This window comes from Geomicrobium sp. JCM 19039, from assembly GCF_000698145.1.
In the GTDB taxonomy this organism is placed as follows: domain Bacteria; phylum Bacillota; class Bacilli; order Bacillales; family Marinococcaceae; genus Geomicrobium_A.
Genome location: NZ_BAXB01000004.1, coordinates 125,723 through 146,002, shown reverse-complemented (window position 1 = coordinate 146,002; position 20,280 = coordinate 125,723). Strand labels below are relative to the sequence as shown.

The window sequence follows — 20,280 nt, the reverse complement described above, 5'->3', positions numbered from 1 at the left end:
AACAATCCGACAAACAACAGAAGCGTTCTGCTGTGCCCATTCGACATGTAACAATTCGACTGTTACAATTTTGTATCAAAAAAGCCTTCTGTATATAACAGAAGGCACAAACGTATATTTCTCAGTATTTTCCGTTCTAAATAGAATGAACGTAACATTTTCCTAATTGCGCAGTTTGTTGTTGCTTTCCACTGCAGGCGGATGCTTGTACTCCGGAGTATAAGGGCAACATCGGCGGCCAAAAGACGACCACCGTGTTTTCTTGACACTCCAGAGCACAAGTGCGACATCACCTCACCCTGCGCTGCCACTTGTTTTCGCTGTGTCTACATGACCGCGAAGGACCGACTGAGCCTCCTCGGACTTACGACCTGCGGCTTCAAAACACTTCATTACCCGTGCTCAGCTATATAATTCGCGATCGATTCGGCTTCTTGCCCATCAAGTAAATTGGCCGACATACTTCCTGGCCCTTCAAAAATGGCATCTAGCACTTGTTCTGCACCATACCCTTGCAAGGCAGGACCGGCGGAATCGCCCCCTCCACCCTCAATGTTATCGTGGCAACTCATGCTAATTCTGCTCATATAAATGAAAAGCTTCTGCACCGTCGTAAGAGTCACCAACTTCCGCTTCTTGGTCGGTCATCCGCCATCATCACTGACTGGTTCGCGGTCATCTCCACAGCCAGCACTCATCAGTAAGAGTGAGACGGCAAGTATATGCTGAAATGGTTTCAACATTGTTTACCTTTTTACATTTAAAAAAGCTTCGAGCAGACGCTCGAAGCTTCTTCTATTACCCTTCTTGTGCAACATACTTAGCGACGGCTTCTGCATCTTCACCAGAGACAAGTCCTGCTGGCATTGAACCAGGTCCTTGTTCAATCGCATCATATACTTCTTCTTCACTATACCCTTCCAATGCAGGCGCAGATGCACCTTCAAGATCGCCACCGTGGCAAGACATACAGTTTTCTTCGTATAGCGCCATACCCTCTTCAGCGCTTACACTATCGCTTGCTCGCCATTCCCATTGTCATCAGCCGGGGCATCGTCACCACCACCACAGCCGCCTAGAATAAGCATTGCAACACTACACGTCATTAGGAACTTTTTCAACCTCATACCCTCCTTCCTCATCAGCGATGTTCATTCTCGTAGTAGAGTCTGAGCATGAGGTCATGCTCGTGAGCATTAGTGTTCCTAATTTAGTCCATTTTAAAACCTTGACCTAAAACTTCTGTTGCATTGGTGACGACAACAAAGGCATGATGGTCAATCTTTTGGACCGTGTATTTTAATTTCGAAACTTCATTTCGGTTAACGACAACCATTAAAACGGGACGCTCATCGTCTGTAAAGCCGCCAGATGCTTGTAATTTCGTAACGCCTCGATCTACATCTGTCAAAATCGCTTCTTTTACCCGCTCTTCATTCGCTGTAATGATAAAGGCCATTTTGTCGTACCCTAAACCGGTCTGAACAATATCAATCGTTTTCCCGGTGACAAATAATCCGATGAGGCGAATAACGCCAGTTCAATACTAAAAGCAAATGCAGAGATGGTCACGATTAATCCATCCATAAAAAATACACAAGCACCGAGGGAGAGACCCGTGTACTTATTAATAATTTGCGCAGCAAGGTCCGTTCCGCCTGTTGACGCTCCGGAACGGAACACAAGACCAAGTCCGGCGCCAACACCAATCCCACCAAACAACGAAGCTAACAGCGGGTCATTCGTAAGCGGCGCCCAATCTTGTGTTAAAAATACGACAAATGGCAAAAATAACGTCCCTACGATCGTTTTTGCGCCGTAATTCCAACCACCTAAAAGTAGCATTCCCAAAATAAATAAGGGTATGTTCAGCGCCCATAAATCAGGTGGGGAGCAATGCCAATCGTTTCATAAACAATCGTCGCAAGACCACTTACCCCACCAGACGCAATCTGGTTCGGTAATAAAAATAAGTTGTATGATATCGCAACTAAAGCAGAACCGCCGAGCACGAAAAACAAATTGGAAATGATTCTTAGTTTCCCTTCCACCGGTTGTCTGCCCCGTCTTCTTTGAATAGAAAGCATGAAAAAACCGTCTCCTCATCTGTTGCACGCAAAAAATGAAGCTGCCAAATGCGAGGCAGCTTTCATTCCTTTTGCTTATTTATTCTCTAAAGTGGATCGTAAATATTCATCAATGAATGGATCAATGCCACCATCCATCACTCCACCTGTATTCCCAACCTCAAAATTCGTCCGGTGGTCTTTCACCATGTTATATGGATGGAATACGTAAGAACGAATTTGGTTTCCCCAACCGATGTCTCCCTGGTCGCCACGAAGCTCATCGATTTCTTTTTGTTGTTTTTCAATTTCCAACTGATAAAGGCGAGCTTTTAGCATCTTCATCGCTTGCTCACGGTTTTTAATCTGGGACCGTTCGTTTTGACATTGCACAACCGTGTTTGTTGGCAAGTGAGTAATGCGAACCGCCGAGTCCGTCGTATTGACGTGTTGCCCACCCGCACCACTCGCACGGTACGTATCAATCTTCAAGTCTTCCGTATTAATGTCAACGGCGACATCATCATCCATCTCTGGCATCACATCGCACGAAACAAATGACGTATGTCTTCTCCCGGATGAATCAAATGGCGAAATTCTAACGAGTCGATGAACACCTTTTTCCGCTTTCAGGTATCCATAAGCGTTGAGTCCTTTAATAAGCAACGTAACACTCTTGACACCTGCTTCATCACCAGGCAAGTAGTCCATCGTCTCTACAGAAAACTTCCGTTTTTCCGCCCAACGTGTGTACATCCGCAACAGCATCTCTGCCCAGTCTTGCGACTCTGTCCCGCCTGCGCCAGGGTGCAACTCCAATATCGCATTTTTTCGGTCATGGGGTTCACTGAGCAACATTTGCAGCTCGAATTGGTTAATGCGTTCACCGAGTAGTTTTAAGCTTTTCTCCAAGTCTTGCTGCAGGTCGTCGTCCTCTTCTTCTTGCAACAATTCATAGCTCACTTCTTGATTCTCGAGCTCTTCGGCAAGCTCGCTAAACGTTACCGTAATTTCTTTTAATCCGTTGGATTCATCGATGACTTTTTTTGACTCGTTTTGATCATCCCAAAATCCAGGTTCCGTCATTTTTAATTCCAGCTCAGCAATCCGTGCCTCTTTGGTCTCTAAGTCAAAGAGACCCCCTAAAGTCCGCGAGGCGCTTTTGCATCGCTGAGATTTCATTCCGAATTTCTACACTGTCCATCTTTCATCACCCTTTATTTTAAGCACCGTGGCAATGCTTATATTTCTTCCCGCTTCCACATGGGCATGGTTCGTTACGGCCCACTTCCGTGCCTTTTTTTATCGGTTGTTTCTTTTTTTCTTCTTGCTTCTTCTCGCCATGAGTCGCTTCTTTTTGTTCCGCTACTTCCTGGCGCTCCATGTTGTTGCGGATTCGCGCTTTCATGACGTAGCGAGTGACTTCCTCTTCAATATCTGAAACCATAATTTCAAACATTGTGTAGCCTTCTTGACGATATTCACGAAGCGGGTCATTTTGAGCATACGCACGTAAGTGAATGCCTTGACGCAATTGCTCCATCTGGTCAATGTGATTCATCCATTTGCGGTCAACCGCGCGAAGCATGATCACTTTCTCAAATTCCCGCATTTTCTCTTCGCCAATTTCCGCTTCTTTCGCCTTGTAATTCGCTTTTACTTTACCGTCTAAGAACTCAATGATTTCTTCTGGTTCTTTCCCGTATAAGTCATTCACTGTCACATCACCGCGATACAATACGGTGTTGTTCAATTCGGCGATAAGCCCTTCAATATCCCAGTCTTCAGGCACTTCTGCTTCAGGAGTGTATTGAGCAACGGTACGGTCCAACACGCTCTTCATCATGCCCTCAACAACTTCTGAAAGGTTGTCTGACTCGAGCACGTCCATGCGCTGCTTGTAAATGATGTCACGCTGTTCACGCATTACATCATCGTACTGCAAGATCTGCTTACGGGCATCAAAGTTATGACCTTCAACACGCTTTTGCGAGTACTCAACAATACGCGTTACGACTTTACTTTCCAGTGGCTCATCATCTTCCATACCCATTTTTTGCAATGTATTTTGCATCTGTTCCTTTGCAAATCTGCGCATGAGCGTGTCTTCCATTGATAGGAAGAACTGTGACATGCCCGGGTCCCCTTGACGACCCGAACGTCCGCGCAGCTGGTTATCGATCCGACGGCTTTCATTTCTCTCTGTACCTAAAACAAACAATCCGCCAAGCTCAGGTACGCCTTCACCTAACTTAATGTCGGTTCCACGACCCGCCATGTTCGTCGCAATCGTGACCGCATTTTTTTGACCGGCTTTTTCGATGATTTTCGCTTCGTTCGCATGATTCTTCGCGTTTAGAACGTTGTGTTCAATCCGTTTCTTTTTTAACATCTTGGAAACGAGCTCAGACGTGTCCACATTAGCCGTACCCACAAGAATAGCTGTCCGGTGCCATGAATTTCTTCAATTCGATCAGCGACAGCTTGGAATTTGAAGTCCATTTTCCTGTAGATCAAATCCGACTTGTCTGTACGTTGAATTGGCACATTCGTAGGCACAGAAATGACGTTCATATTGTAGATGTTTTGGAATTCTTCTTCTTCCGTTTTCGCCGTACCTGTCATTCCAGATAATTTCTTGTACATCCGGAAATAGTTTTGGAATGTAATGGAAGCAAGCGTCATGCTCTCCTTCTGGATGGCGAGGCTTTCTTTCGCTTCAATCGCCTGATGAAGTCCATCTCCGTAGCGACGTCCTTTCATGAGACGTCCTGTAAAGGAGTCTACAATCACAACTTCTCCTTCTTCAACCACATAGTCATCGTCTCTAAACATCGCTCGGTGCGCTTTCATCGACTGGTTAATATGGTGAGTCAATTGCACGTTGCCCGCATCAAACAGGTTGTCCAAGCCAAAATAATTCTCAGCTTTGTTGACACCTTCCTCTGTCAGACGCACATTCTTCGATTTTTCCTCGTAATTGTAGTCCTCATCTTCACGCAGCATCCGAACAAACCCATCTGCTTTTACGTACAGATCGGTGGACTGTTCAACAGAACCAGAAATAATGAGCGGGGTTCTCGCCTCATCAATTAAAATTGAGTCGACTTCATCGACAACCGCGAAGTTTAGCTTGCGCTGCACCATCTGCTCTTTGTAAAGCACCATATTGTCGCGCAAATAATCAAAGCCAAACTCATTATTCGTCCCGTAAATTACGTCATTTGCATACGCTTCACGCTTCTCGTCTTTCGTCATTCCCTTTTCATTCAGCCAACAGTCAGACCGAGAAAACGGTACAATTCACCCATTTGCTCACTATCTCGTCGAGCGAGGTAATCGTTCACCGTGACGACGTGCACGCCGTCACCGCTGATTGCATTCAAATACACGGGCATCGTCGCGACCAACGTCTTACCTTCACCCGTTTTCATTTCCGCAGTGTCTCCGCGGTGCAACACAATGCCACCCACGACCTGAACATCATACGGGCGAAGACCTAACACACGGTCCGCACCTTCTCGAACAACAGCAAATGCTTCTGGCAAGAGATCATCGAGCGACTCGCCTGCTTGGTAACGTGATTTAAGATTCTCCGTTTTCCCAGCCAAGTCGTGGTCTGACAACCCTGACATTTCATCACTTAAGCTGTTCACTTCGTTTACAAGTTTCTCTAGCTTTTTTAACTTTTTCTCATCCGTATCGCCAATTACTTTCTTCAGTAATCCGATCATGTAATCAACTTCCTCTCAAACGTCATGTTGTTGATGTGTATTGTATACTCATGAGGAACTTCCTTCGTTCCCTATCTTCAAATAGTCTCCATTCACTATTTTAACAATTTGTTTGATCTGTTACAATGCAGGGTTCTCAACCTGTTTTGACAAACCTATCAGAAACGTTAATGATGACGTGCAAAAGAAGAAGTTTCCTTCGTATGTAACGTGTCATTAACCAAAATGAAAAGCCGCTCCGTATCGGAGCGGCCTTATTACGACGATCAAGCCTCAGGCTCAATAAGCCCGTATCTGCCGTCTTTACGTCTGTATACGACATTCGTATCGCCATTCTCTGCATTTGAAAATACAAAGAATGAGTGACCGAGCATATCCATTTGTAACACGGCTTCCTCAGCATCCATCGGTTTCAAATTAAACCGCTTCGTCCGAACGAGGTCAAAACCTTCCTCATCGTCTTCTGGGGTATAACCGTTCGATAACTCGGTGACACCAATTTCATTTTTAAAAATGTCTTTCGTTCCACTTTGCCTGAATTTGCGATTGACTTTCGTTTTGTATTTGCGTATTTGTCGCTCAAGTTTCTCAACCACAAGGTCGATGGCGGCATACATATCTGGATGCGTTTCTTCAGCTCGCAGAAGAAGTTGAGACATAGGGATGGTTACTTCTATATCGTTTTCATTGGTATTTTGCACCTGCATTTTGACGTGCACATCGGCAACTGGAGGTGAATCAAAATACCTCTCTACTTTCCCTACTTTCTTTTCTACATAGTCTCTTAATGATGGTGTTACCTCCATGTTTTCTCCACGGATATTGTAATTCATCATCAGACTCCTCCTTTCAGGATGTATACAATTTCTCTATACCCTTATTAAATCCCTGCCAAAACGACAAAATATTTACAGGTGTGTGACAGCTGTAATGTTTTATCCTATGTGGGAGCTAGCCAATTAGAAGAACTGCTCGATGTCGAAAAACGTCTTCTTTTATCAATCTTCAGTTAAATTGTTATTCGTTTACATTTTTGTCAAGAATTCATAATCTACGCAATTCCAATTCCATACATTCGGCAACTAGAGATATGGTAAAATAAGGTCAATGAAGGTTATTTAGGGGGGATCCCAATCAGACCACACTGGTTATTGTTTGCATGTCTCTTAATTTTGCTCAGCGCATGTTCAGGCAGCACAGAACCTGAACCACCCGAAGAGCGTCCTGCTCCTGAAGTGAAGAAGAAAGCGCCGAGGAGGAAGCACTGGCTTTACTTGAACAATCCATGACGACGATGGCGCTCTGGACAGTTACGAAGTTAATATGAGAGCGGAACAATCCAATCGCAGAAATTTAGCGACAGCACGTATCATTACCGAGACGACTCAACAACTAACCCAAGATCCGTTCGCTTACCACGAAATCGCCACACTCGAAGAAGATAATGACTCGGCCGATGAGCAATCGGTCATTGAAACCTATTTTCATGAAGATATCGGATTTTTTGTTCATGAGAGTTCATTAAATACGTGGATTCAGCTGCCGGAAGAAACTGCCGATTCATTGTATGCACTTCAACAATTTAATCAAGAAAATCAATTCAACCTATTCGAGCAACAGGTTGATCCAACCTCGATCACGCTCGTTGAAGGAGACGATCATTATACGATTACAGCCGATGGCGATTTAGAAGGGTTAGAAGAAGCAGAAGAAGAGTTGTTCCCTGCCTTGCAAGGAGGGTTCCGTTTAATGATGGAAGACCTCGACCGTTTGCTCAATGTCGAATCGTATACGTTTGAAATTATTATTGATAAGGATACGATGCATATGCGCGCGTTTACGACGACCATTGATATGATGATTAGCAGTGGACAGAGCGCACAAATCAGTGCACAACAGTCGTTGCAACTCACTTATAGTGACTACAACGACATAGAATCGATTGACATCCCTGACGATGTCGTTGAAAATGCGGAACAAGTCCAAATTGACATTGAAGCTTTTCAAGAATTGGAAGGGAGCTCTACCGACGAAGTCGAATAAGCGCTCCCTTTAGTTGCCTTGCTTTTCTTGGATTAGTTGATCAACCGTTAACTTCCAACGTTGGAAAACGGGGATCGTCTGTTGTGTAATAACTTCTGTCCAATTTTTCTTGTCATTCGTTGCTAACGTATGTCGAACATTTTCGCATTCTTCCTGAAATGTGCGCCATTCGCTCGCGAGCCACTCATCCGTCCCAAACAGTGCATACATCGTCATATTGTCCTCACCAAATCGCTCAAACCCCGCCATAAAGTCTTGTAACAATCGCTCACCAGATGGATGCTGTTCCTCACGAAAAAATTGTACAGCCAACTGCAATCCATCCACTACCGTATCAACGTACTCTCTATAATTGTTTAAGAATTGAATTTGTTGATTCAAACCTGCATTCATCTAATCACCTCACTCACACTATATCAAAGAACCTTTGCAAACGAGAGGAATGGAATAGACCGAAAAAAGTAAAACGTCATCTATTCCTTATACATGCGAGAACACTACTTTCTATCAAGGCATTTCTAAAGAGTGCCATGTTCAACAAAATCAACGATGTTATCCGTTGCTAAGTTGCACAACGGGCGAAGAATTCATCCATATAAATGGAAAAAGCCCTTTCCTAATCGAGCGGAACGGGCGTAAATGGAAAGTTTTCACATTTATAAAATTGACTAACTCAAACCGTCTGAGTGTTGTTCAAACTTATTGAGATATACTAAGAGAAAGCATTAATTTTTACGATCAAAATAATACCCTTCTCCGACAACTCCTTGGTCAGCACGTTCATAACGAGTCTGAATTGATTTTTGCATTCGGGCTTGATGGAGGTCTTGACCAATAAGGTTTTTGATTTCGGTCATCCGTTCTTGAATCACTTCGTTCATACGGACAATCTCTAAGGCTTCTCGGTCGCCCTTCACCGCCTCGCCAGGTTGATCAGCAGCATTCATTCTTTTCTCCCGTTTTTCCAAATACACATCGATCATTGCTAAGTACCGTTCGCGCTCATCATCACCCGATGGCAAAGGCTTTTGGATATGGTTGTACAGCTTCTCCGTTAGCTCATGGAGAATCGTAATCATTGTCATTGTAGTCTCGCTCCACTTGCATGCCGCTCTTTGCGATCGAGTTGCACGACTTGTTTCCACGTATCGCGAAATTCGGCTACGAACGTATTGGCTGTTTTTAACGCTTCACGATCACTTTGAACATTTGCTTGTACAAGCTGATCATAAATGAAGTCATACATTTTCATCATCTGTTCGGTCGTTTCGTCACTCACTCGAAGCGTAACCATCAGTTCACGAATAATGTTTTGGGCCTTAGAAATGTTGACATTTTTATTTTCGTGATCATTTGCATCCATTGCCTTCTCCGCTAGTTTGATAAATTTCAAACAACCATTAAAGAGCATAAGTGTCAACTCCCCAGGAGATGCTGTCTGAAATTGATTCTGTTGATACGCATATTGAGCATTTGCACCGGTAAATGTCATTGCCTTGACCTCCTACATCATATTTCCGTTCCCGAACATGAAGTTGTACAACATATCCCCTTGAGAGTTTGCACGGGCAATGGCTTGTTCCATCGCTGTAAACTGGCGCCAATACCGTTGTTCTTTTTGTTCAAGGCGACGTTCAAAATTGCTAATTCTCGTATCAAGATTATTTAACTCTCTCCCTAAAGAGAATTGATGGTTTTGGTGACGCCCGCTTGACCCTCCTGCTTTTCTTGAAACCATATCACTCGCACCGTTCAAATCGCTCCGCAATTGCCTAGCCAATCCAGGGTTTTCACCCGTTTGTGCAAAGAAATTGTAAGCACCTTCAGGATCATCCTGAACCGCTGCCCTCAGTTTTGCTTGATCAATTTCAAGCTTCCCGTTTTCAAGATAGTCATTCGAAGTCGTAATACCAAGGTCACTCAAATGACGGATGTCAGACTGTCCGTTTTCAACGGTTTGATACATCGTCATTCTCATGTCGCTTAAAAATGCACTCAATTGCCGATCCCGACTCATTAAGCCACTGCGTGCTTTCTCTTCCCACATTTCCACTTCATATTCGCTCATCTCACGACGTTGTTCATCCGTAAGCGGTGGAAAGTCGCGATTTTGTCGTTCGTTTACGTTTCCATGAATTTCATCGATTAAGGCGTTGTATTCATCAACGAATGCTGTAATGTTATCCACAATTTTATCGGTATCTACAGAAGAAGAGACCGTCACTGGCGAATCAAATATTCCTCCAAGCGTCATCGTCAAATTCCCAACTGAAAACGTGTTCGATCTGCGTTCTGTTGATAAACCGTTAATTTCAAACTTGGCATTTTTTGCCCCTTGATCGTTCGTTTCTTCGAGATTAAGAAACCCTCCAAAGAAAGTATTAGCCCCCGAATTTTCTGAACCAAGATGGGGGTCAAATCGAATTTCAGGGCCGTCTTCATTGAACACGCCAGTATCAGTACGTGAGACGACGACTTGTCCCTGATGGTCATCATAGAACATGTTCACGCCCACACCACTATTGTTAAACTTGTTCATCACCGTCTGGAGAGATTCCTCTGGCTTAATGAAGATGCTGTGCATCACTTCTTCTCCGCGCTCATTGAACGTCGACATGCTTGCCTTCTTGTACTGTCCCTCAGCATCAGTAATAAACTCGACTTCCACCCGATCATTCTCGCCTACAGCTCCGTCCTCAAACTGAAGCGTATTTCCGTCAATTCGGACTTGGCCTGCCTCAGGCTCATCATTCACTACTTGATAGGTGCGCCCGTTCACACGAACGATCGTTTCGGAGTCGGCTTTGATGTTGTCATGCTCACTGCCGAATGAAAACTGCCCATCTCCTTCGTGCACTGCCGTATCCGTGACGACTTTACCCGTGCTCCAATCATCATATTGGTCTACAAGAGGCGAACGCACATCAAAATCTTCTCCCCCGACTCGTTCTTTACTAAACGCAGATGCGGCGGTTGCAAGTTGGGATACAGAATTGATCGTATACTGTGCATTACCCGTACCTGACGATGAAGTGACGCTCACGAGACTGTCATTTGTTGACGTACCTGTGCGCCCGAGAAATTTACTCGGTGTTAACAAACGATCGAACACCGATTGCTCGAAGGAGCGAATCTTTGTGTTTAATTCTCGATATGCTTCAACTTGCCAGTTCTTAAATGTTTGTTGTTGCATAAACTTGTCCATCGGTGCCCGCTCCGCCCGCATGAGATCCCGCACCATCTGATCGATATCCATTCCTGATGCAAACCCTGAAATTCTCATTCCTTCACCCCGCTCAATTTCCTTGTTATTCCTTTTATCGACCAATATCATTGATCATTTACCGATCATCATAAAGATAGGTCGAAGGTCGGTCTGCGTCAACGAAAAAAAGCGGCTACGACAGCCGCTCTAACTTCTTTCATCAACAATCAAACCGACTTGCCTAAGCAAAGCTGCACTCATGTCTAGCAATTTCTCTGGCGGAACTTCTCTTACGACTTCGTCAGAGAAGCGATCAACGACTTGTACATACACTCTTGATAAGTCTTCATGAATCTTAAATCGTAAATTTGTATGCACCGACTGCAGCCTTTCATTCGCTTCATCCACATGAATTTTAACTAGCGCCAAATCCATCGGCTTTTCCTTGTTTTGCAGGTCGCCCCCTTCATTCTTTGGCACTCGTGGCAGTGAAGCTTGTGCGATCGTTGAGGGGCGCACAGTAATATCATTCGTTTCCATATTCATCCCTGCCCTTATTCAGTTTTTTCTAATATCGGCTGAATTACCGAAAAGTACAGCTCTTTCACTGAAGATAAGGCTAAGGATACGTTCAAATGACAAATTTTAGAAATTAAAAAAGAGTAGCTAACGAGCTACTCCCCACATTACGCGCGAATATTAATTGCCGTTCCTTTATGTGGTTCAGCAATTCTTTCGGCTTGATGAACTCCTTCTAGCATTTGATTCATTCTCTGCCCATGCTCATCAGCCGTTTCTTTTACTTTCTTTAGTAGTGCAGTGTTCAACTCTACACCAGCGATATGTTGAGATTGTAGCATTGATAGTCCGGCAATATCCAAACCATTGTCCTCCTTTATGCATTCGGTTCTAAAGAAAATGCCATCGGCAAATGTTCAAGAAACCTTTTGCTGGCAGGGAGCAGATGATTGGCCAGCACGTCTTGCGCACGACTGTAATAACCAAGTTCTACAATGCTAATCACTTCTTCAATTCCACGTCGTGCGCGGGTTAATCTCGCTTTTACGTTCCCAATTTCACTGTTGTCTCCAGTCCTTGGAATGTAAGAATCAAGCTCTTTATAAAAATCTAGAACTTGCTTGAGCTCACTAATAATTGTCGCTTTCCTTGACTGGTTCTCAATTAAGTATAAACTATGTTCCATTGTAAAAACAATTCGACCGCTTACAATTTCTAGCTGTTTCACTAATTCCCGTTCATACACCATTGACCATCTCCGCGTGTTCGAAAGTCTGCAACGAGCGAGCTAGCTCCTCACTTCGCTCGTTGTGTTACTTATAGTATCGGAGCTTTTCAAGATTTGTTTAGCGAACGGAGTCAGCCTGACCGAAGCCAACCGAGCTGAATCACGCGCTTAATGGCGTGGGTACGATCATTTGCATTGATCTTTTTCGTTAATTGACTCACATGATTATTTACTGTTGAAACGCTCAAAAAGTCATCTTCAGCAATCTTTCGGTTACTTTTACCTTTTAAAATCGAGTCTAATACTCTGCACTCTGAAGCCGTCAGTCTCATTGACGCCTTCGCGTGGTCAAGCTTGAGCGCGTCATTGTCTTCATCGTTTTTCGTGATCTTAAACGGTTTCTCATCTCGCAGTGAACCACGATTCAGACGAAGAACTTCGACGAGTTCCATCTGTAGAAGTGGATCAACGTATGACGAATAATCATTGGCAACGGCAAAATGTTGCGCAATTTGTCTAGAGGTTTGATTAATACAAATGAGTGTTGAAATATCCGAATGAACGGCTTTTCTCAATAGGTCCGGGGTATCAGCGGGAATTGCCGCAAGGATCCGGTAGTCTCTCATTAATTTTCGCAACTCACTACTTTCTAATATGCGAAAACTCTCTTCCTTTGCGAGCAAAGTAACTCGTGTTCGGAGTTCATCGGCTCGAACTGGTGTATGTTCGAAATATTCAGCATCAAATCCGATTGCCTTTAATGCTGTGAGTAAGTATTCATCATTCCTTTTTCCACCTAGTTGTAGCCAAAGAAAAGGGCGAGAGGGTTCCGCCTTCTTCCCTGGGCGGGGTCGGGCAGAGATTTGCATGAATGATCCCTCCTTCATCATCGATCCTTAATCAAACGTTTGCTTATTTTATAATTAAGACTTAAGAACCATAATTCGTGATAAAACCAAGAGAACAAACAGATAGTTAACACCTTCTCGTTGAAAGATTAACAATGATCATCAACCTGGGCAAGGTGCAATAATCATGACAAAATTAGGGAACAGGCTGGCACGGAGAATAGAACTAGTGTTTTGGAATTATTTTTAAGACAAAACATCATATTCAACATACAGGTTTCACACAGAAAATTTCACAAATATATGCGTTTGGACTTATATTTCATTATTTAATCTATATATCTATTATTTATGCTAGTTTTTCAGATTACGAATCTGGGAAAAAAGTTCCTCAGAAATCATCGCAGCTGCTTTATTTTCTTCTTGAATTTCTATATAAATTTCTTTTCTATGAATATCAATATGCTTAGGAGCTTCAATGCCTATTTTTACTTGATCGTTATCAATGCCAATAATCTTAATTTCGACTTGATCGCCAATTTTGATGGCTTCGTCGGCTTTACGCGTCAAAACGAGCATATGGTTACCCCTCCTTCACCTGTCGGAAAAGACGTTCCTTGCGTGTATACGTAGTTTGATCTTTAAATGACTGCTTTGCTAGCTTTTTATCCACATTTATGACAACAGGAGCAACCAAATTCATTGTTGACTCAGCAAAAGGCTCTTTAATGGTAATCAACCCCCAAAGCGCTGTCCGGTATTCATTTTCCAATTCTAGCGCGAGTACGTCGCTTTCTGAAATTTCCACTTCGTATTCTGGGAAAAATTGAAACACATCCGCAACGATAAACGCGACTTCCGCTCGGGTGATCGACTGCAACACGTGAAAAGGAGAGTCAGTGTCTGTCCCAAATGGCAGGAGGATAAACTGCTTCTCTCGTTCAAATCCTGGCAATCCATATGGAAATTGTATAACTTCTGTAAGATTGCTTTCCACTTCTCCAAAATATTTTGTACTTACTTTCAACGCAACATCACCTTCACTTTATTGGATAAACTTTCCTCTATTCTAACTGATTTACGGTTCGTTCGAAAGGCGAAATAGCACTTCCCGTACTTCAAGAGACTTGACATCGCTTACACAGGAATCATGATTCACCACAAATAAAAGAACCGTAACAAGGATTATTGAAATCCTGTTACGGTTCTTTTAGCGTAGAAAATCCATAAGGCTCGGTTGCATAATTCTTGCACCTGCACCTAAAGAAGCGTTCAAGACACTTTCGTGTATAACGAGGTTTATGATCGCAGCTGATATATCTGCATCCTCATTATCAGACATAATTCTTGTCGCCGTAACAAATTGCTGGTCCATACGCGCCTCGGTGAGGTCGATACGGTTTTGTTTCGCACCAATTTGTGCTTCTACCGTAAGAATATCGTCCATATGCCGGTCCACCGTTTGCAGGTGACTGCCAATATCTGCCCCTTCATCGGTCATCGCTCGCTGCAATAGAATGAGATCCCCAAACATCTCATGACTAAACACGTCATTCCCGTTTACATTCACTGGAATTTCTACATCTTTCATGAGTTCAAGATTAACGTTTTCGCCGTTCATCTGAATTGCATTCGGTCCAAATAGAACCGCCTGTTCGGGATCGACACTTTCACCGAAATCTTCAATGCTTATGTCGGGAAGATCTTCATTGTCTGAGGAGAAGACACCATCACTCCAAACATAAACGTTGCCTTCGTAATAAAGCACCGCACCGTTCCGGTCTTCCATTTCCGTAAATTGTTCAATACTTATGTCGAATTCAGCTTGATCGACAGGCTTATCTCCTGCATTCGTACCGTTGAAAATATATTTCTTATTTACTTGCGTATTACCGACATCAGCAATATGGTCGATAATTTGTGCGATCTCTTCAGCAACAGCCGCTCGTTGCGTCTCATCGTATGTATCATTAGACGCTTGTACAGTCAGTTCTCGTACCCGCTGCATTGCAAGGTTCACGTCATAAACAGCCTGATCACTCGTCTCTACCCACGTTTGCGCCGAAGAAATGTTTCTCTGAAACTGTTCGATCTCCCGGACTTGCGTGCGATAAAACATCCCACTTGTCGCAGCAACCGGTCCTGTGACGCACGGCTAATCTTCTTACCTGTCGCAAGTTGATCTTGGTATTTTGAGATCTGTGAATAGTTGCTCTGAATGTGGCGAAGCGTCTGATTGGCAATCATCGTTTGCGTTACCCGCATCGTTCTCCCTCACTTTCCATTATCGTCCGACCACACCCATACGGTTAATAATCGTATCGAGCATTTCATCAATGACTGTAATTTGGCGCGCAGCTGCGTTGTACGCATGCTGAAAAGTAATCATGTTGACCATCTCTTCGTCTAAACTAACCGCACTCATCGCCATCCGATTGCCATCAATTGTTGATAGTCTAGATTGGCTGTTATAGTCATTTCGAGCAGCATTGCTCGTCTTTACCGCCATCTGTCCGATGATCGTACGGTATCCTTCTGCAAGTTCATCAATCTCAGCTGCAAGCAATAAAGCGTTCGAGCCGTCACTACTGCCGGAAGAACCTGCATTGATGTTTTGAATATTTTCACGAATCGCTTCACTGAGCTCAAGGGTATCACCTGAGAAATTAAAGAAATCGACTGGTTCCTCACTTCCATCATTGTGTACACCGTTAAACGCATCAACAAACGAACTCATCATGTCCTGAAGATCACCCATCATATTCGGGTACGTATCGTGAACGCTTTGGTGCAATGCGCTAATCTTCCCTAAGTTTCCTAAGTCTGTGACCCCAGCAATCGTAATCTCACGAGGTTCACCATCTGCAACTTCTGGGTATTCAATAGCTACATACCCATCTTCGCCACCAACAATCGGCCCATTTCCGATACGGTCACCATTCGCATCAGTAAGGTGAATCTGAATCGGTCCCATCGCAATTGGATGGCTGTTCCCACCGGCTCCCTCTACCCGCTCAACTTCAATAGGCAAGTACTCCGAAAGTTCATCAATGAGCCGGTCTCGTTGATCGTATAAATCATTCGGAACATACCCGTGAGGTTCCATCCGGTTAATATCGTTGCTCAAATCTTGAATTTGTTGCATCAAGTTGTTCACTTTTTGCACTGATGCTTCAAGTTCTTTATCTAGTTCATTTTGAACAGTCCGTAATGAACTTTGCATATAGTTGTACGTATCTGCGAGCGCTTCTCCTTGTTGACGAACGACTTCTCTCGCACTGTTATCGTTCGGATTATCAGCGAGCACTTGCAACGCCTGCCAAAACTCGTCCATCACGCTGCTAAGTCCATGATCAGTTGGTTCGTTCATAATGTCTTCCATTCGTATGTACGATTCGTGAACCTTCTCCCAATACCCAGCTTTGCCGTGTTCTCCGCGAAATTGCTGATCAAGAAATTCATTGCGAATCCGTTGTACAGAATCCACGTCTACACCCGTGCCAATTTGACCTGGAATCGAGGGTGCATTCATACCCGGTGCCGGGAATGCTTGTGAGGCTGAAAAATTCACACGTTGACGTGAATAGCCTGGGGTATTGGCATTTGCAATATTATGTCCAGTCGTCTTTAATGCTTGTTGTTGTGCCATTAATCCTTTGTATGCGGTGTGCAACCCATGGAATGTAGAACCCATCACAACCTCCCCTTTCTACGCCTTTGAATCAAAGGCTGAATATCGTTGATAATCGTTTTTCCCTTTCGCCGAAGACCCTGCAGGTGCATAAGCAATCGCCTCTTCATCAGGCTGAATCATTTGTAGTGTCGATTGAACGACAGCTAAGCTATCGGACAGCAATTCTTGGTTCAATTCATTGCGCTCTTTCAATAGTTCGATGGCTGCAAGAAGCGTGGATGAACGTTGCGCAAGCAGAGATTGTTCCTCGTGAGGCAACTTGTTCACCCACTCGCTCATCGGTGCTTCCGAAGGCTCGTGTGGCACAAATTCTTTCATAACACGCGCTGTCATTTGTTGACGATCACGTTCAAGTCGCCGAACATTTTTTACTTGCTCACGTTCAAACTTCACAACCTCTTGGATTGCCTTTACATTGGCTTGCTTTATTTCTTCCGTTTTACGCTCAGCTAACTCCAAAAGATAAAGATGCCGTTGTTCAAGCTGTTCGAATGCGTTAGCTAATTCGTTTACGACACTCACGGTAACTTCCTCTCTGCTACTCATCGTTCTTCATTCCAATAATCATAAAATTTCTTTGCTACCGCTCGCTCATCTACCGGTACTCACCCGCATCAATTTTCGCTTGCAGCTCTTGTATTCTCTGCTCTCTTGCCGGGTCTACTTTCCCTGATTGCATCTCTTTTGCCGCTTGAGAAATTTCTACACGATCTTGTTTAGCTTCCCCTTTACTTGCGGGTGTTGATTTCACTTGCGATTGTTTATAGTATTGATTAATTGATCCAAAAGAAGGGATTTTCATGATTTTCTCCTTTCGTGATGCTCGTTTTTTACCCAGTAAGCTCGCTCCCCTGAACCTTCGACTGGGGACATGCTTTTATGAAGATCTTCAGACAACCGTTTTTCACACGCAGGGCACAGTTGGCCGCTTCGAGTTGGGTTGCCACAAAAGTGACATGGCCAATTAAATCCAGGTAAGTCTGTTAGTTGAATTCGTCCAGTGCGCACATAATCCAAGATCTCGCTTTCTGTTACATTCGTATGGTCTGATGTCTCTTGTATGGTCGCTTTACGGTTTTCTCTCTTCTTTACAAATTGGTAGACACGTTCAAATCGCTTTTCTGCCTCACCCCAGCATGAATCACAAACATCTCGAATCGTCTTTACGTACAGATTGCCACACGATTTGCAATTCATCAACTCTGCCATGCTCGGCACCTCCAAAAGCACTCTTCTACTATTACTATCGGTCATCTTCGGGTTGCGGTTTAGTAACTAGGGCAATAATAGGACAAAAGAAACAGAAATTAACTACGCACTAATGTTAATGAAGAAACACTGATCGCTCCTTTTTCAAGCAATGGCTTTGCGGCTTTTCTAACGGTGCTTCCCGTCGTATATACGTCATCGATGAGTAGAACATGTTGATTCAGAATTGGGTTAGCATTCACGACAACGAAAGGTCGGGCATTTCCTGAAAGCCTACCCTTACGACCTTGTTTACTCATTTTATCTTCATGGACGGTTCGTGCTAAAACATCCGCTACTTTCTCAGGGAAAAAATTTGCTAGAGCCTCACTCTGATTGAACCTCTTTCGCTCATTCGTTGTTCACTTAACGGGATCGGGACGAGTAAACATCGGTCGAATTGTTGACGGTAGATACGTTGCAGGTTACGGGCAAACACATCAGCAAGTGCAGCATCTCCCCGATATTTGAGCTGCGCCAAATATCCTTGCATCCACTCATTATACTGAAAAACCGACCGATTCCTTTGGATTAACCCAGCCCACTTCGCACTCGATTCCCAACGGTTGCAATCACTGCAAATGCCGTTTTCTTTCATCGGTCTACTACACACTTCACACCACGGTGATTCGAGCTTTTCTAGATGTTCTGCACATCGACCACAAAGGTTGTTGTCGTTTACGACAAAAAATGTTGCCCAACTTGGAAGCGGAGAATCAACTTTTCCACAATAGGCACATGCAATCATGAGCGATTCATCTCCTTGATCATTCTCGCAGCACTCACCATTGCCTTCGTTTTGCCGTAATGAAAAAACACGACATCGCCGGTTGGGTCAGCGGAGCTCCTGCCTGCTCTTCCTGCAATTTGTACAAGTGCTGCTGTTGTAAAGATATCATCTTCTGCACCGAACACAGCGACGTCAATCGACGGAAACGTCACACCTCGCTCTAGAATCGTCGTCGTAAATAAATGTTGATACTCTCCTCGGCGAAACTGTTCAACAATTTCTTTACGGCTAGGGTCTTCACTATGCACGGAAGTGATGTCCGAACGACCGATGAACTCAGCTAGTTTCTCTGCCATCGACCGATTAGGGACAAAGATTAATGTTCTCCTCCGTGCCTCATCTTTTTTTGAAATCCAATTGAGTACATACCGACTCGTCTTCGTCTTTTCATATTCTCGTTTCCAATTTCCGATCCAGCAAAATCTCGGGGTCGGTAATGGATAGCCGTGAAACCTACGTTTCACTTTCACAATTTGCCCTGTCGATCCGAGGCGCTTCGCTAACTTTTTGTCTGGTGTTGCACTTAAATAGAATGTATGTGCTGTGCGCGTGGAGGATTTTTGAACAGCGAAGGCAAGTGTAGAGTCATAACTATAAGGAAAAGCATCGACTTCATCGACAATAACGACATCAAAATAATTGTGAAACCGTCGTGTTTGGTGGGTAGTGGAAATAAAGAGCTGTGCGTTGTGGAAACGTTGATCACTGCCGCCATAAAGCCCAGCAATCTGGAGAGTGGGAAAAGCTTTCTTCAAACGAGGAATTAACTCTAAAACGACGTCTGTTCTCGGTGTTGCAATTAGAATGATCTTTTGTTGGCGAACCGCTTCGATTAAGGCAGGGAATAACATTTCTGTCTTCCCAGCTCCACAAACTGCCCAGATGAGCTGTTCTCGATGTGCTATGCCTTTTAAAGACCGGACCATCCGTTCTGATGCTTTCATTTGCATGGGGGTTAATGCTCCTGACCAGTGAAGTTGTTGTTCGGGGAATGCTGGGCGATGGGTTTCTGCCACGAGCGGGGTGCAACGGGTCACTTTGCCCATTCCGATGCACTCACGACAGTACAGACATTCATTTGATTTACACCAACTACATCGATTCGTAGCAAAACGTTTTCGGTTATGGTTGCCACACCGACGACATTCCGGGCGTCTCCCTTTTTGGACGGAGATTCCTTGGACAAGCATGTATTCCCCAGATCGGACACGTTCTCTAATTTCAGTTTGTGTGTGTTCTAATTCGTTCATGAGCAGAACGCGTCCCGTGTAAGTATACTTGTCTGGTTCTTCAAGTTCAGCGATACACCCTTGTGATGATTGTCGCTCATCATCCGCTTCTATCCAATCTACAGGCACAATAAACGGTTGATCATGTAGGCTAGAACGAATCCAAGCACAAATCAT

21 protein-coding genes and 4 pseudogenes are annotated in these 20,280 nt (G+C 44.0%); 1 reads left to right on the top strand and 24 read right to left on the bottom strand.

The window, feature by feature from the left end:
* Positions 1–392 precede the first annotated feature (392 nt).
* From JCM19039_RS06170 to hpf, 6 genes and pseudogenes are all read right to left on the bottom strand, one after another.
* Positions 393–623 carry a cytochrome c gene (locus JCM19039_RS06170; RefSeq protein WP_152550106.1) on the bottom strand — a complete coding sequence of 77 codons (231 nt, stop codon included), beginning with the start codon at positions 621–623 and terminating at the stop codon, positions 393–395.
* 175 nt (positions 624–798) lie between these two features.
* The gene (locus tag JCM19039_RS06165) at positions 799–993 is read right to left on the bottom strand and encodes a cytochrome c (protein ID WP_052398568.1); all 195 of its coding nucleotides are present in this window, start codon (positions 991–993) and stop codon (positions 799–801) included.
* 217 nt (positions 994–1,210) lie between these two features.
* Positions 1,211–2,087: pseudogene (locus JCM19039_RS06160) on the bottom strand (YitT family protein).
* A gap of 75 nt (positions 2,088–2,162) precedes the next feature.
* Positions 2,163–3,270 (bottom strand): peptide chain release factor 2 gene (prfB, locus tag JCM19039_RS06155; protein WP_152550105.1). Its coding sequence is split into 2 segments (ribosomal slippage): positions 2,163–3,197 and positions 3,199–3,270, totalling 1,107 coding nucleotides; the frame shifts between segments, so codons are not numbered across the junction.
* A gap of 18 nt (positions 3,271–3,288) precedes the next feature.
* A pseudogene (gene secA, locus JCM19039_RS25225) lies at positions 3,289–5,800 on the bottom strand (preprotein translocase subunit SecA).
* A 266-nt stretch (positions 5,801–6,066) separates the two neighbouring features.
* Complete coding sequence (hpf, locus tag JCM19039_RS06145; protein WP_042398118.1) at positions 6,067–6,633, bottom strand: ribosome hibernation-promoting factor, HPF/YfiA family; 567 nt, start codon at positions 6,631–6,633, stop codon at positions 6,067–6,069.
* Between the two features lie 448 nt (positions 6,634–7,081).
* Here hpf and JCM19039_RS06140 point away from each other — a divergent pair, with 448 nt between their 5' ends.
* Complete coding sequence (locus JCM19039_RS06140) at positions 7,082–7,843, top strand: DUF6612 family protein (protein ID WP_307190181.1); 762 nt, start codon at positions 7,082–7,084, stop codon at positions 7,841–7,843.
* 9 nt (positions 7,844–7,852) lie between these two features.
* Here JCM19039_RS06140 and JCM19039_RS06135 read toward each other — a convergent pair whose 3' ends face one another.
* From JCM19039_RS06135 to JCM19039_RS06055, 18 genes and pseudogenes are all read right to left on the bottom strand, one after another.
* Positions 7,853–8,236 (bottom strand): hypothetical protein, encoded by a 384-nt coding sequence (locus JCM19039_RS06135; RefSeq protein WP_042424995.1) that lies wholly within the window; start codon positions 8,234–8,236, stop codon positions 7,853–7,855.
* Between the two features lie 332 nt (positions 8,237–8,568).
* Positions 8,569–8,928 carry a hypothetical protein gene (locus tag JCM19039_RS06130; RefSeq protein WP_042424993.1) on the bottom strand — a complete coding sequence of 120 codons (360 nt, stop codon included), beginning with the start codon at positions 8,926–8,928 and terminating at the stop codon, positions 8,569–8,571.
* Positions 8,925–9,335 carry a flagellar export chaperone FliS gene (gene fliS, locus JCM19039_RS06125; RefSeq protein WP_042424991.1) on the bottom strand — a complete coding sequence of 137 codons (411 nt, stop codon included), beginning with the start codon at positions 9,333–9,335 and terminating at the stop codon, positions 8,925–8,927. Before fliS ends, JCM19039_RS06130 begins: the two co-directional genes overlap by 4 nt.
* Before the next feature lie 12 nt (positions 9,336–9,347).
* On the bottom strand, positions 9,348–11,126 hold the full coding sequence (gene fliD, locus JCM19039_RS21720; protein WP_052398567.1) for a flagellar filament capping protein FliD: 1,779 nt from the start codon (positions 11,124–11,126) through the stop codon (positions 9,348–9,350).
* Between the two features lie 129 nt (positions 11,127–11,255).
* Positions 11,256–11,588 carry a flagellar protein FlaG gene (locus JCM19039_RS06115; RefSeq protein ID WP_052398566.1) on the bottom strand — a complete coding sequence of 111 codons (333 nt, stop codon included), beginning with the start codon at positions 11,586–11,588 and terminating at the stop codon, positions 11,256–11,258.
* Positions 11,589–11,734: 146 nt separating this feature from the next.
* Complete coding sequence (locus JCM19039_RS06110; protein ID WP_042424986.1) at positions 11,735–11,929, bottom strand: YjfB family protein; 195 nt, start codon at positions 11,927–11,929, stop codon at positions 11,735–11,737.
* Positions 11,930–11,943: 14 nt separating this feature from the next.
* The gene (locus JCM19039_RS06105; protein WP_042424983.1) at positions 11,944–12,315 is read right to left on the bottom strand and encodes a hypothetical protein; all 372 of its coding nucleotides are present in this window, start codon (positions 12,313–12,315) and stop codon (positions 11,944–11,946) included.
* 110 nt (positions 12,316–12,425) lie between these two features.
* Positions 12,426–13,163: a LuxR C-terminal-related transcriptional regulator gene (locus JCM19039_RS21715; protein WP_052398565.1), complete on the bottom strand. Its 738-nt coding sequence runs from the start codon at positions 13,161–13,163 to the stop codon at positions 12,426–12,428.
* A gap of 333 nt (positions 13,164–13,496) precedes the next feature.
* The gene (gene csrA, locus JCM19039_RS06095; protein WP_042424980.1) at positions 13,497–13,721 is read right to left on the bottom strand and encodes a carbon storage regulator CsrA; all 225 of its coding nucleotides are present in this window, start codon (positions 13,719–13,721) and stop codon (positions 13,497–13,499) included.
* 4 nt (positions 13,722–13,725) lie between these two features.
* Positions 13,726–14,169 carry a flagellar assembly protein FliW gene (fliW, locus tag JCM19039_RS06090; RefSeq protein ID WP_042424977.1) on the bottom strand — a complete coding sequence of 148 codons (444 nt, stop codon included), beginning with the start codon at positions 14,167–14,169 and terminating at the stop codon, positions 13,726–13,728.
* Positions 14,170–14,352: 183 nt separating this feature from the next.
* Positions 14,353–15,270, bottom strand: a pseudogene (gene flgL, locus JCM19039_RS06085) (flagellar hook-associated protein FlgL); the annotation flags it as partial.
* 156 nt (positions 15,271–15,426) lie between these two features.
* Positions 15,427–16,836: a flagellar hook-associated protein FlgK gene (gene flgK / locus JCM19039_RS06080; RefSeq protein ID WP_042424972.1), complete on the bottom strand. Its 1,410-nt coding sequence runs from the start codon at positions 16,834–16,836 to the stop codon at positions 15,427–15,429.
* Between the two features lie 15 nt (positions 16,837–16,851).
* Entirely contained in the window at positions 16,852–17,358 is a 507-nt protein-coding gene (locus JCM19039_RS06075) for a flagellar protein FlgN (protein WP_042424969.1), read from the bottom strand.
* 73 nt (positions 17,359–17,431) lie between these two features.
* Positions 17,432–17,638: a flagellar biosynthesis anti-sigma factor FlgM gene (locus tag JCM19039_RS06070; protein ID WP_042424966.1), complete on the bottom strand. Its 207-nt coding sequence runs from the start codon at positions 17,636–17,638 to the stop codon at positions 17,432–17,434.
* Positions 17,635–18,045, bottom strand: a complete 411-nt coding sequence (locus tag JCM19039_RS06065) for a TIGR03826 family flagellar region protein (RefSeq protein ID WP_042424964.1) — start codon at positions 18,043–18,045, stop codon at positions 17,635–17,637. The genes JCM19039_RS06070 and JCM19039_RS06065 overlap by 4 nt, the downstream gene beginning before the upstream one ends.
* A gap of 98 nt (positions 18,046–18,143) precedes the next feature.
* Positions 18,144–18,356, bottom strand: a pseudogene (locus tag JCM19039_RS21710) (ComF family protein); the annotation flags it as partial.
* Positions 18,357–18,403: 47 nt separating this feature from the next.
* Positions 18,404–18,832 (bottom strand): ComF family protein, encoded by a 429-nt coding sequence (locus JCM19039_RS21705; protein ID WP_052398563.1) that lies wholly within the window; start codon positions 18,830–18,832, stop codon positions 18,404–18,406.
* Positions 18,829–20,280: a DEAD/DEAH box helicase gene (locus JCM19039_RS06055; RefSeq protein ID WP_052398562.1), complete on the bottom strand. Its 1,452-nt coding sequence runs from the start codon at positions 20,278–20,280 to the stop codon at positions 18,829–18,831. Before JCM19039_RS06055 ends, JCM19039_RS21705 begins: the two co-directional genes overlap by 4 nt.

Coding starts and splice junctions, on each gene's coding strand:
- JCM19039_RS06165 (WP_052398568.1), bottom strand. CDS start 993: ATGGCGCTATACGAAGAAAACTGTATGTCTTGCCACGGTGGCGATCTT.
- hpf (WP_042398118.1), bottom strand. CDS start 6,633: ATGAATTACAATATCCGTGGAGAAAACATGGAGGTAACACCATCATTA.
- JCM19039_RS06135 (WP_042424995.1), bottom strand. CDS start 8,236: ATGAATGCAGGTTTGAATCAACAAATTCAATTCTTAAACAATTATAGA.
- JCM19039_RS06130 (WP_042424993.1), bottom strand. CDS start 8,928: ATGACAATGATTACGATTCTCCATGAGCTAACGGAGAAGCTGTACAAC.
- fliS (WP_042424991.1), bottom strand. CDS start 9,335: ATGACATTTACCGGTGCAAATGCTCAATATGCGTATCAACAGAATCAA.
- fliD (WP_052398567.1), bottom strand. CDS start 11,126: ATGAGAATTTCAGGGTTTGCATCAGGAATGGATATCGATCAGATGGTG.
- JCM19039_RS06115 (WP_052398566.1), bottom strand. CDS start 11,588: ATGGAAACGAATGATATTACTGTGCGCCCCTCAACGATCGCACAAGCT.
- JCM19039_RS06105 (WP_042424983.1), bottom strand. CDS start 12,315: ATGGTGTATGAACGGGAATTAGTGAAACAGCTAGAAATTGTAAGCGGT.
- JCM19039_RS21715 (WP_052398565.1), bottom strand. CDS start 13,163: ATGCAAATCTCTGCCCGACCCCGCCCAGGGAAGAAGGCGGAACCCTCT.
- csrA (WP_042424980.1), bottom strand. CDS start 13,721: ATGCTCGTTTTGACGCGTAAAGCCGACGAAGCCATCAAAATTGGCGAT.
- flgK (WP_042424972.1), bottom strand. CDS start 16,836: ATGGGTTCTACATTCCATGGGTTGCACACCGCATACAAAGGATTAATG.
- JCM19039_RS06070 (WP_042424966.1), bottom strand. CDS start 17,638: ATGAAAATCCCTTCTTTTGGATCAATTAATCAATACTATAAACAATCG.
- JCM19039_RS06065 (WP_042424964.1), bottom strand. CDS start 18,045: ATGGCAGAGTTGATGAATTGCAAATCGTGTGGCAATCTGTACGTAAAG.
- JCM19039_RS21705 (WP_052398563.1), bottom strand. CDS start 18,832: ATGATTGCATGTGCCTATTGTGGAAAAGTTGATTCTCCGCTTCCAAGT.
- JCM19039_RS06055 (WP_052398562.1), bottom strand. CDS start 20,280: ATGATTTGTGCTTGGATTCGTTCTAGCCTACATGATCAACCGTTTATT.